Genomic DNA, 12,599 nt, shown 5'->3' on the forward strand with positions numbered 1-12,599 from the left:
TCAGCCCTCCTCGTGGGTTGTGGTGTGGGGAGCGGTCACGGTCCACCGTGCGCCGTCGGCGGAGTCCTCGACGGTCACCCCGGCCGCGGTCAGCTGGTCGCGGATGCGGTCAGCGGTGTCGAAGTCGCGGGCCTTGCGGGCCTGGGCGCGTTGCTCGATGAGCCCGTCCACGAGCACCGCGAGCGCGTCCTGGGCGCCGGTGTCGGCCGCCGAATGCCAGTGCGGGTCACGGGGATTGACCCCGATCACGTCGGTCATCGCCACGACCTGGCGGGCGAGCTCGCGGGCTGCCGCCGCGTCTCGCTCGTCGAGCGCGACGTTGCCCTTGCGGATCGTGTCGAAGACCACCGCGAGCGCTCCAGACACCCCGAGATCGTCGTCCATCGCGGTCGCGAAGTCCTTGGGGATCTCCACCTCACCGGGGTCGACGACCTCCCCTGCCGGCAGTGCCCGGTCGAGGAAGCCCTCGATGCGGTCGACCGCGGCGGCGGCTTCGTCGAGCGACGTCTCCTGGTATTCGATCGTCGACCGGTAGTGCACCGTGCTGAGGTAGTAGCGCAGCACGAGCGGTCGCACGGTCTTGGTCAGCTCGAGCACGCCGAGGGTGTTGCCGAGCGACTTGCTCATCTTCTCGCCGCCCATGGTGACCCACCCGTTGTGCATCCAGTAGCGCGCGAATCCCAAGCCAGCAGCACGTGATTGGGCCTGCTCGTTCTCGTGGTGCGGGAAGCGCAGGTCGATGCCGCCGCCGTGGATGTCGAAGGTGTCGCCGAGCCACCGGCGGGCCATCGCCGAGCACTCCAGGTGCCACCCGGGCCGTCCGGCGCCCCACGGGGTCGGCCACGATGCGGTCTCCGGCTCGTCCGGCTTGTGGCCCTTCCACAGCGCGAAGTCGCGCGGGTCGCGCTTGCCGCGCGGGTCGGCGTCGGCGGCCGGCTCCATGTCGTCGATGCTCTGGTGGGTGAGCTCGCCGTACGCCGGCCACGAACGCACGTCGAAGTAGACGTCGCCCGAACCGTCCTGCGCCGGGTAGGCGTGCCCGGCGTCGATCAGCATGCGTATTAACTCGACCATGTCGGTGACGTGACCGGTGGCGCGAGGCTCGTAGGTCGGGCGCTGGACGCCGAGCAGATCGAGCGCGTCATTGGTCTGCCGCTCGAAGAAGTAGGACCAGGCGATCCAGTCGGCGCCGGCTTCGGCCGACTTGGTGAGGATCTTGTCGTCGATGTCGGTCACGTTGCGCACGAGGCGCACGTCATACCCGTGCCCGACGGTGAGCCAGCGCCGCAGGATGTCGAAGGCCACCGCGAAGCGAACGTGCCCGATGTGCGGGGCGCCCTGGGTGGTGAGACCACAGATGTAGAGGCCGACCTCGCCTTCCTGCAGCGGCTCGAACGGCCGCTTGCTGCGGGACTGGGTGTCGTAGATCTGCAGAGTCACCCGGCGAGTTTATCGGTGACGGCGGCTATTCCCGGCCACCGCTCAGTGGCCCCGGGCGATCCATTCGGCCAGGTGCGGTGCCTCGTCGCCGATCGTGGTGTCGTCACCGTGCCCGGTGTGCACCACGGTCTCCGGCGGCAGCGACAACAGCGAGCTGCGGATCGACTCCACGATCGTGCCGAAGTCGCTGAAGGACCGGCCGGTTGCGCCCGGGCCGCCCTGGAAGAGCGTGTCGCCGCTGAAGACGACGCCCTCGTCGGCGATGCGGAAACAGCAGGCGCCCGGGGAGTGACCGGGAGTGTGCAGCACGTCGAGCCGGGCGCCGCCGACGGTGATCTGCTGCCCGTCGGTGAGCGCGCCGGTCGGCGGCTGGTCCATGACGGCGTCCCAGAGCATGCGGTCGTCGGGGTGGATCGACACGGTCGCGTCCGGGTGCGCGGCGAGCACGTCGGTGACGGCACCGAGGTGATCGTCGTGTCCGTGGGTGCACAGGATCTGGGTGAGCGTCCGGTCACCGATCGCATCCAGGATCGGGCGGGCGTCGTGGGCCGCGTCGATGACGACGCACTCGCTGTCGTCGCCGACGATCCAGACGTTGTTGTCGACGTCCCAGGTGCCACCGTCGAGGCTGAACGTGCCTGACGTCACGACTTTTTCGATGCGTATGGCACTCACTGCGCGGCCTCCTCGTCGATCACGACGACCGACCGCAGCACGTCGCCGCGCTCCATCGCGTCGAAGGCGCTCTCGACCGCGTCGAGGCCGATCCGCTCACTGACGAACCCGTCGAGGTCGAACCTGCCCTGACGGTAGAGGTCGACCAGCATCGGGAAGTCGCGTGAGGGGAGGCAGTCGCCATACCAACTGGATTTGAGGGCACCGCCCCGGCCGAAGACGTCGATGAGGGGCAGCTCGACCGTCATGTCCGGGGTGGGCACGCCGACCAGCACGACGGTGCCGGCCAGGTCGCGGGCGTCGAATGCCTGACGGTAGGTCTCCGGCCGTCCGACGGCGTCGACGACGACGTCGGCGCCGTTGCCGCCGGTCAGCTTGCGGATCTGCTCGACCGGGTCGGCGTCCTTGGAGTTGATCGTGTGGGTCGCGCCGAATTCCCTTGCCTTCTCGAGCTTTCGCTCGTCGACGTCGACGGCGATGATCGTCGTCGCGCCGGCGACCGCGGCACCGGCGATCGCGGCGTCGCCGACGCCACCGCAGCCGATGACCGCGATGCTGTCGCCGCGACCGATGCCGCCGGTGTTGACTGCCGCACCGAATCCCGCCATCACTCCGCACCCGAGCAGGCCGGCCGCGACGGCCGAGGCCTCGGGGTCGACCTTGGTGCACTGGCCGGCCGCGACGAGGGTCTTCTCGGCGAATGCACCGATGCCGAGCGCGGGTGTCAGCTCGGTACCGTCGGCCAGCGTCATCTTCTGGGTGGCGTTGTGGGTGTTGAAGCAATACCAGGGTTTGCCCTTGGCGCAGGCGCGGCACTGACCGCAGACCGCGCGCCAGTTGAGGATCACGAAGTCACCGGGCGCGACGTCGGTGACGCCCTCGCCGACGGCCTCGACGGTGCCGGCAGCCTCGTGGCCGAGCAGGAACGGGAACTCGTCGTTGATGCCGCCCTCGCGGTAGTGCAGGTCGGTGTGGCAGACCCCGCACGCCTCGACGTTGACCACGGCCTCACCGGGCCCGGGGTCCGGTATGACGATGTCGACGAGCTCGACCGGCTCACCCTTGCTGCGGGCGATCACACCCTTGACGGTCGACGGCATGCCGGATCAGCTCCTTCGAGTGGACGCAGAGGTACACCGCCGACTCTAGGACGTGCCGCGTTGCGCGCCACAGCGACCGATGTGCGGTGGGCCCGTCAGTAGCGGGTGAGAACCAGGTTGGTCTTCAGGATGTCGGTGTGCAGCAACCAGCCGTGTGCGTCCGCGATCGCCATGGCGTCGGTGCGCAACTGGGCAGCCGTGTCGTAGTCGTCGGCCTTGAAGGACAGTTCGACGACGGTCTGCGCCGGTTGCCCGCCGGATGCCTTGATCGGCAGCACCTCGATCGCTGACTTGCTGCCCTCGAAGGTGCCCTTCCACTCGGTGGCGGTCACCGCACCGTGCACCCGCGATGCCTTCAGCGTGTTGGTGCCCCATCCCTTGGACTTCCAATCGGCAAGTTTCCCAGGCACTTTCGAGACCGCTATGCTGACGGCATCGCTGTTGGACGGCATGCCGATGCCGTCGACGTTGGTGCCCGGGTCCTTGTCGTTGCTGAAGCTGAGCGTCTGCTTGCTGTAGCCCCAGTCGACCTGTGCGCCGTAGTTGGTGTCGCTGGAGTCGAATCCGGCGGCGTTTGCCGTGTCGAGCGCGGCGTTGATGTCGCCGCCGGTCACCGGGAAGCGCTTCTTGTAGGTGAGTTCCAGCGGGTCGCCCTGCTGGTTGCGCAGCCGCACGCTCCAGCCCTCGTTGTTGAGGTCGAGCGCGTCGGTGTCGACATACTCGTAGCTGAGCTGACTGCCGCCACCGGTGATGCCGAACGCCGCCTGCACGGCTTCCGTCGGAGCGCCGCCGCTGAGCGCCGTCGGTCCGAGGTCGAGCTTGATCTCGTAGTTCGGGGTCGCATTGCTCGCGGCGGATGCGGCCGGTGCGCCGGCGATCGTCGCGACCGGTGCGACGGCCAGCGCGGTGAGCGTGGCGAGGTGACGAATGGCATTGCTATTGCTCATGAATCGCGAGTCTGCTGCAGGGCGGGTGAGCCATGAGCGGCGTGGACGTGAACTTCGCGTGACGGTCAGTGCGCTCGGCGCGCGACCTGGTCGAGGGGCACCGCCTGCCGGGTGCGACCGCGGAAGCCGGTCGTCGTGGTCGCCATGAACAGCGAGTTGAGCAGCGCCTCCTCGACCGCGTCCTGCGTCGCCCGGAAGATCGGGTCGAGCGCGGTGTCCGGCAGACCCGACGGTGCGGCCGCGGTGTCGAAAGCGATCGCGTAGTCGCCGCTCCCGCCCGCGTAGTCAGCCCCGACACGGCCCATCGCGAAGACGGCTCGTTTCGCCATACGGCCCAGTTGGCGACTGTCGACGCCTGCGTCGCACGCGACGATGATCATGCACGAGTTGCCTTGCGGTGCTTCGGTTTTCGGTGCCTTCACGGGGACACCGGCGACCGTGAGGGTGCCGCTGAAGTTGGACTGCACGAGCACACCGAGCGTGCAGCCACGACCGTCGGCGAGCGGCACGACGCGGGAGGACGTGCCGATGCCGCCCTTGAAGCCGAGAGCGACCGTGCCGGCTCCCGCGCCGACGCAGCCCTCGGCCACCGGGCCGGGCGCTGCGGAGCGGATGGCATCGCGCACGTGCTGCGCGGTGATCGGCCGGCGACGACCGTCGGACAGGTAGCCGTCGTTGGTCTCGCCGACGACAGGGTTGAGGCTGATGACGCTTTCGTTGCCGGGCAGGTCGAGCACGTAGGAGACCAGCGCATCGGCGACCCGGAAGGCGGAGAGCGTGCCGGTCAGCAGGATCGGTGTTTCGAGCTCCCCCAACTCGGCCAATTGCGTTGCGCCGACGAGCTTTCCGTAACCATTGCCGACGAAGAGTCCGGCGGGCAGACGGCCCCCTGCCCGGTCGAGCGCGTCCGGCACGATCGCGGTGACCCCGGTGTGCAGGTCCCCGTCGTCGAGGGTGGTGTGCCCGACCCGCACTCCCGGCACATCGGTGATCGCATTGTGCTCGCCGGTGCCGAGATCGCCTGGTGCGACTCCGAGGTCGCGTGCGCGGGCTCTGGACGGAGTGCTCATCCGGCCCGGACGACCAGTGCGGTCGCGATCGCCGCGACGCCTTCGCCGCGGCCGGTCAGGCCGAGGCCGTCCGTCGTCGTGCCGGAGAGTGACACCGGCGACCCGCCGAGCGCTGCGGACAGCACGGCCTGCGCCTCGTCGCGGCGCTTGCCGATCTTGGGACGGTTGCCGATCACCTGCACTGCGACGTTGCCGATCCGAAAACCGTTGTCGGTCAGGATCTTTCGCGCCTCGGCAAGCATGGAGACACCCGAGGCTCCCGCCATCTCCGGGCGATCGACGCCGAAGTGGACGCCGAGGTCGCCGAGGCCGGCAGCCGAGAAGAGCGCGTCACACAGCGCGTGCGCGGCGACGTCACCGTCGCTGTGCCCCTCGATGCCGCGCTCCCCCGGCCACTGCAGACCGGCCAGCCACAGGGGACGGTCGTCGGCGGCGTAGGCGTGCACGTCGACGCCGATGCCGGTGCGAGGGATCGTCATGACAACTCCTTGCGAATGCGGGTGACTGCGGCATCGACATCATCGACCGCGGTGTCGACCACCAGGTCGGCGGCCCACGGCTCGTAATGGCGCGCCTCGATCTGCGCCCAGCTCGGCTTGACCAGACCGGGCACGTCGATCGCGCGCGTGGTCGCCCGGCGCCGGTGCTGCTGCCGGTCGCCGCACGTCACCTCGACCTGCAGCGCGCGAGCACCGGCCGATGCCGCGACCTCCAGCCATCCCGCGCGAGACGCCGCGACCGGGTTGACCGAGTCGGCGACGACGCTGACTCCGCCGGCGAGGATGTCGCGGGCGGCGGCCATCGCCGCGGCATACGGGGCAACCTCGTCGGCGTCGAGAGCCCCGACGTCGGCGAGCGCCTGCTGAATCGAATCCACCCGCACGTGCGCGAAACCGGTTGATCGGCAAAGGCTTTCGGCGAGCGTCGTCTTGCCGGCACCCGGCAGGCCACCGAGTATGACGAGCGTCGCGTCAGCCATCGGCGAGCAGTCGGTCGACGGTTTCGAGATCGGCCGGGATCGTCACCTTGATCGCCCGCGGGTCGCCGTCGATGACCAGCACCCGGCCGCCCTGCCGCTCCACCAGCGCCGCGTCGTCGGTCGCGCCGACACCGTCGGCATGGGCCCGTGCCAGCGCCGCCCGGGTGAACCCCTGCGGCGTCTGGATGGCGCGCAGCGTCGCCCGGTCCGGGGTCGCGACGACGTGGCCGGACGCGTCGACCTGCTTGATGGTGTCGGTCACTGGCAGGCCCGGCACCACCGCGTCGGCGCCATCGGCGACCGCGGCCGCCACGGCCGCGAAGAGCGATGCCGGCGCGAGCGCGCGTGCCGCGTCGTGCACCAGCACGATGTCGACCTCGGCCGGCAGCGCCGCCAGGCCGGCCGCGACCGAGTCGGTGCGCTCCGCGCCGCCCGGGACGACGATCGCCTCCGGCGCCAGGGCGCGGAATTCGTCGAGATGGCTGGCGGGGGCGACGACCACGACGGCGTGCCGGGTGGCGGGTGGTCTCGATACGCCGACACCGGCCGGCTCGTCCCTCGCCGTCCGCTGCCGGTTACTCGACCAGCCCGGGTCACCGGAAGACGGTGGTCTCGATACGCCGGCGTCGGCCGGCTCGTCCCTCGCCGGCCGACCCCGGCTACTCGACCACCTAACGTCACCGCTCGACCAGGCCTGCGCGCGGGCGACCGCGTGCTCGACCAGGGTGCGACCACCGATGCGGACGAGGGCCTTCGGCATACCGGCTCCCAGGCGCGTGCCCAGGCCGGCCGCAACGACAACGATCCCGACGGAAACTCCGCCGGGATCGTTGGTCGTCAATGCATCGGTCAGGACGCGAGCACCTCGTCGAGCGTGGCCTCGGCCTTGTCCTCGTTGGTGTGCTCGGCGAGCGCCAGCTCGGAGACCAGGATCTGGCGGGCCTTGGCCAGCATGCGCTTCTCACCGGCGGACAGGCCGCGGTCCTGGTCGCGGCGCCAGAGGTCACGCACGACCTCGGCGACCTTGATCACGTCACCGGACGCGAGCTTCTCGAGGTTGGCCTTGTAGCGGCGCGACCAGTTGGTCGGCTCCTCGGTGTGATCGGCACGCAGCACCTCGAACACGCGGTCGAGGCCCTCCTTGCCGACGACGTCACGCACGCCCACGAGGTCGCAGTTTTCGGCCGGAACTTCGATCGTCAGATCGCCTTGCGCGACCTTCAGGACCAGGTACTGCTTGTCCTCTCCCTTGATCTTGCGGACTTTGATCTCTTCGATGAGGGCCGCTCCGTGATGCGGGTACACGACCGTCTCGCCGACCTTGAAAACCATATGTTGTTTGCCCCTTTCGCGACCTCCAGAATACCACGGGTTGCGCAGGTCACATAAACGTTTCCGCAGGTCAGCGCCCTGCGGAGGGTATGACGGCAGTCTTGACAAGTGCGCCACCACCGTGCAAGGCACGTGGTGCCGAGCCCCGCCGGTGCGCTCCGAAGCCGCTCCCGAGTCGCTCCGCAGCCACCCCGAAGCGACCCCGAAGCCACCCTGAAGCGGCTCCGGAGCCGCCCCGTCGCCCACGCCGGGAGCGGGCCGCTAGGCTGACGCGCGTGACGCAACGACTGCCCCTCAGCCACTCCAAGGCATCCCGTGCGGCGCTCGGTGCGCTGACACTGGCGACCGCGGCGACCACCCTCAGCGGGTGCATGTACCTCTCGCCGGACCAGACCACCAAGAGCTACATCGCCTCCGACGGCACCACCGCCAAGGTCGGCGACGTGCAGCTGCAGAACGTGCTGATCGTCACCAGCGACAAGGGTCAGCCGGGCACGTTGTCCGGCCTCGCGGTCAACAACTCGCAGGCACCGGTCAAACTGACCATCTCCTCCCCCGGCGCCGCCAAGCGCGAGATCACCATCGCCGGCTCGACCGCGGTGCGGCTGGACGGCAAGCCCAACGGCGACGACAAGGCCGCGGTCTCCCCCGCGGTGAGCATCTCCTCGGTCGCCTCCCAGCCGGGCCTCGCCCAGCAGGTGGTCTTCTCCACGCCCGGCTCCGGCCCCACCCAGGTGCAGGTGCCGATCATGCTCGACCAGCCGCCGTACGGCTCGGCCGAACCGTCGCACCCGACGTTCACCCCGCCGCCGACCACCGGCCACGGCGAGTGACCTGAGGGACCACACGCACAACCCACTGAACCCACTGGACCCACTGAATGCACTGAGCGCCGACCGCCCGAGCGGTCGGCGCTCAGTGCATCACTCGGTGGCTCACGGCGCCTCGAACTTGTAGCCCAGCCCCCGCACCGTCACGATGTAGCGCGGGCTCGCCGGGTCCGGCTCGACCTTGGCCCGCAGCCGTTTGATGTGCACGTCGAGCGTCTTGGTGTCGCCGACGTAGTCGCTGCCCCACACCCGGTCGATCAGCTGCCCGCGCGTCAGCACCCGGCCGGTGTTGCGCAGCAGCAACTCCAGCAGCTCGAACTCCTTCAGCGGCAACGCCGTCGGCTCCCCGTCGACGACCACCGTGTGCCGGTCGACGTCCATCCGCACCGGGCCGCTCTGCAGCGTCGCCGGCAGCAGCTCGTCGGCCTCCTGACCACGCCGCAGCACCGCCTTGATGCGGGCCAGCAGCTCACGCGAGGAGTAGGGCTTGGTCACGTAGTCGTCGGCGCCGAGCTCCAGCCCGACCACCTTGTCGACCTCGGAGTCCTTGGCGGTGAGCATGATCACCGGGACGTTCGACTTCTGGCGCAGCGCCCGGCATACGTCGACCCCCGACATACCCGGCAGCATCAGGTCCAGCAGCACCAGGTCCGCACCGCCCCGGTCGAACTCCACCAGAGCGTCCGGCCCGGTCTCGACGAGCGCGACGTCGTAGCCCTCCTTGCCGAGCAGGTAACCGAGCGGGTCGGAGATCGACTCTTCGTCTTCGACCACGAGGATGCGCGTCATGGGGTGACCTTCCTGGGAGTGTTGTGCTCAGGCGTTCGTTCTGCGGGTATGACGGGAGCCGCGGGCGCCGGGCGCGCGGCAGGCAGCCGGATCGTGAAGGTCGAGCCCTGGCCCTCCTCGGACCAGACGCTCACCTCGCCGCCGTGATTGGCGCTCACGTGCTTCACGATCGCCAGGCCGAGGCCGGTGCCGCCGGTGCGGCGCGAGCGCGCCGCGTCCACGCGGTAGAACCGCTCGAAGACGCGGTCGAGGTCGGCCGGCGGGATGCCACGCCCCTGATCCTTCACGACCAGCGTGATCAGGTCCGGCCCGGGCTGCACGGTGACCCCGACGCGGGTGCCGGAGTCGGAGTAGTTGAGGGCGTTCTCGACCAGGTTGCGGACCGCGGTGGTGATCAGGTTGCCGTCGCCGTAGATCAGCGCCGGCTCCGACGGGTCGCCGAGCGCGGTCGAGATCTCGATGTCGCGGTCGGCGGCGACGACCTGCAGGTGCTCGACCGCTTCGCGCACGCAGACTCGCACGTCGACCAGCACCGGCTCGTCGAGGGTGTCGGCGACCTGCAACCGCGAGAGTTCGATGATCTCCTGCACCAGCCGCGCCAGGCGTGAGGTCTCCACGCGCATCCGGCCGGCGAAGCGGTGCACCGCCTCCGGGTCGTCGCGGGCGTCGTCCATCGCCTCGGCGAGCAGGGTCAGGCCGCTCACCGGCGTCTTCAGCTCGTGCGAGACGTTGACCACGAAATCGCGGCGGGTCTCCTCGACCCGGCGGGAGTGGGTGCGGTCCTCGACGAGGACCAGCACGTGCTGCTGCGAGAGCGGCGCCACCCGCACACCGATCGTGAGCCGGCCCTGCCCGAGCGGGCCCCGCGCGACGTCGAGCTCGACCTCGCGCACGTCGGCGTCCCGGCGCACGTCGCGCACCAGCCCGCGCAGTTGCGCGTGCGACAGCTCGGCGTCGCGGACGAGGCCGAGCGCCTGCGCACTCGCGCTGGAGCGGACCACCCGGTCCGATGCGTCGATGACCATCGCCACCGAGCGCAACGCGTCGAGCACGTCGATCGCCGGCGAAGCCAGTGGGGAGAGCGGCTCCGGCGGCGTCATACGGGCTGCGGGGGCGGGGCCGGGGCGGCGGGCACGCAGCGCGTAACCGACGACGGCGCCCACGACCAGGGCCACCACCACGGCGACGACTGCGAGCAACACGGCGCCCAATGTACGCACTCGGCCGGGTCGCTCCGCACCGCCAGTGCGCCGTATGCCGCCGGTCTGCCCGTTGTTCACCTTGCGTCCCGACCGAGTTCACCACGTCCTGCCACGGTCGACCCCGTCAGGCGCTTCGCGCTGCCCGGATGTGGCGCGGGACGACTTTCGACATACAGTGCTTCGGCCAACGGCCCGACGAGCGAGGATCTGAGACCACCATGCGCGATGCATTCCACGACGATCTCGACCGGATCTCCGACGACCTGGTCGAGATGACCTCGATGGTCGACGCCGCGATGAAGCGCGCGACCAGCGCGCTGCTCGACACCGACCTGGCGACGGCCGAGAGCGTCATCGCCGCGGACGACGACATCGACCAGCTGCGCCGGGACGTCGACGACCGCGCGGTGGACCTGCTCGCGCGGCAGCAGCCGGTCGCGACCGACCTGCGCATGGTCGTCACCGCGATGCACATGGCGAGCGACATCGAGCGCATGGGCGACCTGGCCCGCCACGTCGCCAAGGTGGCCCGGATGCGCTACCCCGAGTCGGCGGTGCCGCAGCCGCTACGCGACACCATCGCGGAGATGGCCGTCGTCGCCGAGCGGCTCGCCGCCGCCACCGGCAAGGCGATCGCCGACAAGGACGTGCGCGGCGCCAACGAGATCGAGAAGATCGACGACGAGATGGACCAGCTGCACCGCAAGATCTTCGGCGAGCTGCTCAACCAGCACTGGGAGCACGGCACCGAGGCCGCGGTCGACGCGACCCTGATCAGCCGCTACTACGAGCGCTTCGGTGACCACGCGGTCGCCGTCGCCAACCGGATCGTCTACCTGGTGACCGGTCGCTACGGCACCGAGGACGAGGGCCTGCAGGACTGACGCCCGGCGCGGCCGCGGGCGATCTCGTAAGCGACGGTGACGCCAGCCGCACGCTTCGTCACCAGACGCGCCACCCCAGCGGTCCCGTAAGCGACGGTGACACCAGCCGCACGCTTCCTCACCAGACGCGCACCCCTCCCAGCGGTCCCGTAAGCGAAGGTGACGCCAGCCGCACGCTTCGTCACCAGACGCGCCACCCCAGCGGTCCCGTAAGCAACGGTGACACCAGCCGCACGCTGGCTTACGAGACGCGCGAGACGCCGGCGGCGCGCAGCCGGTATGCCGTGACAACCTGCTGCATGAACGCATCCTCCTGGATCCGCAGGCCCAGCAACGGGATCCGGAGCACGGTCTCACCTCCGACGACGACGGAGTTCTGCCGCAGCGCGTCAGCCAGGACGTTGGCCGGCTCCTGGTGGTGGGCGCCGTCGATCTCCACGAACAGCCGCACTCGGGGCCAACCGGCGTCGAGATAGATGCGGCCGTGCGGACCGCGGCGGATGACCTGCCGGGCCGGTGGTGGCAGACCGTGGCGACGGCAGGCCGCACCGAAGTCGAGCTCGCCAAGCGCCTGCGCACCGTCGATGACGTCGGCGACCACGGTGCGGATGAGCTTGCGGCGGCGATAGAGCCCCGCCTGCGGCAGCGTCCGTGCGAGCAGGTCGGTCGCCACCAGCCGCTGTTGCACCGCCATCGCGATGACGAGCGCCGCCGCCCGGTCGCTGATCGCCCACTGCGCAGCCCGCAGCACCGCCAACTCGCTGCGCACCCACGGAAGGTCTTCCGCGATCACCTGATCGGGGCCGTGCTCCCAGAGATCACCACGGATCGGCACCACGTGCCGGCTCACACCGGTCACGGCGATCGGGCTGCGCCCGTGCGGGACGGAGATGTGGACGGTCGGCTCGTGCCAGCCGGTCAGCCCGGCGTGCTGCAGCGCGCTGACACCGTCGAGCGCACTCACCCGGCCGCTCTCCCAGACGGCACGATGTCGCAACGCCACCTCGTCGAGCTGTGCGGCAGTGAGGCCGATCGTGCGCAGACCGTGCGCCCGCCATACACCGGCGGCGAGGAGTCGGCGCACCTGCCACCGGTCGACCCCGAGGGTCCGCAACTGCGCTCGGGACAGCACCCATCCCTGCTGCTCGGCAGCCGCATGCAGGCGGCGCAACGTCATGGCGTCCACCCGAGCCACGGTGGTCGCAGATCGGCAGCCCGTCATCGCGGGTCGCGAAAGTTGTGGACGGATGCGGCAATTCGCGGGAGATGTGGACGCGCACTAGCCGCGGATCCCGTAAGCGACAGTGCGCCTGACGTCACCCCCGCTTACGAGATGCGCGGGGCCTCGCCG

At 70.1% G+C, this 12,599-nt stretch carries 14 protein-coding genes; 2 read left to right on the forward strand and 12 right to left on the reverse strand.

The genetic code is table 11. The annotated features are described in order from the left end of the window. The 9 genes from cysS to HJ588_RS00895 all read right to left on the reverse strand — a co-directional run bounded on the left by cysS (position 1) and on the right by HJ588_RS00895 (position 7,543). A complete protein-coding gene (cysS, locus tag HJ588_RS00855; RefSeq protein ID WP_171151061.1) occupies positions 1-1,440 on the reverse strand; it encodes a cysteine--tRNA ligase in 1,440 nt (479 codons plus the stop codon). 42 nt (positions 1,441-1,482) lie between these two features. Beyond that, complete coding sequence (locus HJ588_RS00860) at positions 1,483-2,115, reverse strand: MBL fold metallo-hydrolase (RefSeq protein ID WP_171151063.1); 633 nt, start codon at positions 2,113-2,115, stop codon at positions 1,483-1,485. Continuing rightward, complete coding sequence (locus HJ588_RS00865; RefSeq protein ID WP_171151065.1) at positions 2,112-3,215, reverse strand: S-(hydroxymethyl)mycothiol dehydrogenase; 1,104 nt, start codon at positions 3,213-3,215, stop codon at positions 2,112-2,114. The genes HJ588_RS00860 and HJ588_RS00865 overlap by 4 nt, the downstream gene beginning before the upstream one ends. Positions 3,216-3,310: 95 nt before the next feature. Continuing rightward, positions 3,311-4,162 (reverse strand): hypothetical protein, encoded by an 852-nt coding sequence (locus HJ588_RS00870; protein ID WP_171151068.1) that lies wholly within the window; start codon positions 4,160-4,162, stop codon positions 3,311-3,313. 65 nt (positions 4,163-4,227) lie between these two features. Beyond that, complete coding sequence (locus HJ588_RS00875) at positions 4,228-5,232, reverse strand: P1 family peptidase (RefSeq protein WP_171151070.1); 1,005 nt, start codon at positions 5,230-5,232, stop codon at positions 4,228-4,230. Further along, positions 5,229-5,711 (reverse strand): 2-C-methyl-D-erythritol 2,4-cyclodiphosphate synthase, encoded by a 483-nt coding sequence (ispF, locus tag HJ588_RS00880; RefSeq protein ID WP_171151072.1) that lies wholly within the window; start codon positions 5,709-5,711, stop codon positions 5,229-5,231. The genes HJ588_RS00875 and ispF overlap by 4 nt, the downstream gene beginning before the upstream one ends. Continuing rightward, on the reverse strand, positions 5,708-6,211 hold the full coding sequence (locus HJ588_RS00885) for a P-loop nucleotide/nucleoside kinase family protein (protein ID WP_171151075.1): 504 nt from the start codon (positions 6,209-6,211) through the stop codon (positions 5,708-5,710). Before HJ588_RS00885 ends, ispF begins: the two co-directional genes overlap by 4 nt. Further along, complete coding sequence (locus tag HJ588_RS20100) at positions 6,204-7,052, reverse strand: IspD/TarI family cytidylyltransferase (protein WP_171151077.1); 849 nt, start codon at positions 7,050-7,052, stop codon at positions 6,204-6,206. The genes HJ588_RS00885 and HJ588_RS20100 overlap by 8 nt, the downstream gene beginning before the upstream one ends. A gap of 8 nt (positions 7,053-7,060) precedes the next feature. Next, the gene (locus tag HJ588_RS00895; protein WP_145225015.1) at positions 7,061-7,543 is read right to left on the reverse strand and encodes a CarD family transcriptional regulator; all 483 of its coding nucleotides are present in this window, start codon (positions 7,541-7,543) and stop codon (positions 7,061-7,063) included. A gap of 275 nt (positions 7,544-7,818) precedes the next feature. Here HJ588_RS00895 and HJ588_RS00900 point away from each other — a divergent pair, with 275 nt between their 5' ends. After that, entirely contained in the window at positions 7,819-8,376 is a 558-nt protein-coding gene (locus HJ588_RS00900) for a hypothetical protein (RefSeq protein ID WP_171151079.1), read from the forward strand. A gap of 102 nt (positions 8,377-8,478) precedes the next feature. Here HJ588_RS00900 and HJ588_RS00905 read toward each other — a convergent pair whose 3' ends face one another. Then, the gene (locus HJ588_RS00905; protein ID WP_171151081.1) at positions 8,479-9,162 is read right to left on the reverse strand and encodes a response regulator transcription factor; all 684 of its coding nucleotides are present in this window, start codon (positions 9,160-9,162) and stop codon (positions 8,479-8,481) included. Further along, positions 9,159-10,364 carry a sensor histidine kinase gene (locus HJ588_RS00910; protein WP_343036536.1) on the reverse strand — a complete coding sequence of 402 codons (1,206 nt, stop codon included), beginning with the start codon at positions 10,362-10,364 and terminating at the stop codon, positions 9,159-9,161. The genes HJ588_RS00905 and HJ588_RS00910 overlap by 4 nt, the downstream gene beginning before the upstream one ends. 218 nt (positions 10,365-10,582) lie before the next feature. Between HJ588_RS00910 and phoU the strand changes: the two genes are divergently transcribed. Continuing rightward, positions 10,583-11,248: a phosphate signaling complex protein PhoU gene (gene phoU, locus HJ588_RS00915; protein ID WP_171151083.1), complete on the forward strand. Its 666-nt coding sequence runs from the start codon at positions 10,583-10,585 to the stop codon at positions 11,246-11,248. Between the two features lie 241 nt (positions 11,249-11,489). Here phoU and HJ588_RS00920 read toward each other — a convergent pair whose 3' ends face one another. Continuing rightward, positions 11,490-12,425 carry a hypothetical protein gene (locus tag HJ588_RS00920; protein ID WP_171151085.1) on the reverse strand — a complete coding sequence of 312 codons (936 nt, stop codon included), beginning with the start codon at positions 12,423-12,425 and terminating at the stop codon, positions 11,490-11,492. Positions 12,426-12,599 lie beyond the last annotated feature (174 nt).

The sequence above is a fragment of the Flexivirga aerilata genome, from assembly GCF_013002715.1.
Taxonomy (GTDB): Bacteria; Actinomycetota; Actinomycetes; order Actinomycetales; family Dermatophilaceae; genus Flexivirga; species Flexivirga aerilata.

What these genes read in the sequence shown, in the direction of transcription:
- HJ588_RS00865 (WP_171151065.1), bottom strand. Translation starts at nt 3,215, where the DNA reads ATGCCGTCGACCGTCAAGGGTGTGATCGCCCGCAGCAAGGGTGAGCCG.
- HJ588_RS00870 (WP_171151068.1), bottom strand. Translation starts at nt 4,162, where the DNA reads ATGAGCAATAGCAATGCCATTCGTCACCTCGCCACGCTCACCGCGCTG.
- HJ588_RS00875 (WP_171151070.1), bottom strand. Translation starts at nt 5,232, where the DNA reads ATGAGCACTCCGTCCAGAGCCCGCGCACGCGACCTCGGAGTCGCACCA.
- ispF (WP_171151072.1), bottom strand. Translation starts at nt 5,711, where the DNA reads ATGACGATCCCTCGCACCGGCATCGGCGTCGACGTGCACGCCTACGCC.
- HJ588_RS00885 (WP_171151075.1), bottom strand. Translation starts at nt 6,211, where the DNA reads ATGGCTGACGCGACGCTCGTCATACTCGGTGGCCTGCCGGGTGCCGGC.
- HJ588_RS00895 (WP_145225015.1), bottom strand. Translation starts at nt 7,543, where the DNA reads ATGGTTTTCAAGGTCGGCGAGACGGTCGTGTACCCGCATCACGGAGCG.
- HJ588_RS00905 (WP_171151081.1), bottom strand. Translation starts at nt 9,162, where the DNA reads ATGACGCGCATCCTCGTGGTCGAAGACGAAGAGTCGATCTCCGACCCG.
- phoU (WP_171151083.1), top strand. Translation starts at nt 10,583, where the DNA reads ATGCGCGATGCATTCCACGACGATCTCGACCGGATCTCCGACGACCTG.
- HJ588_RS00920 (WP_171151085.1), bottom strand. Translation starts at nt 12,425, where the DNA reads ATGACGTTGCGCCGCCTGCATGCGGCTGCCGAGCAGCAGGGATGGGTG.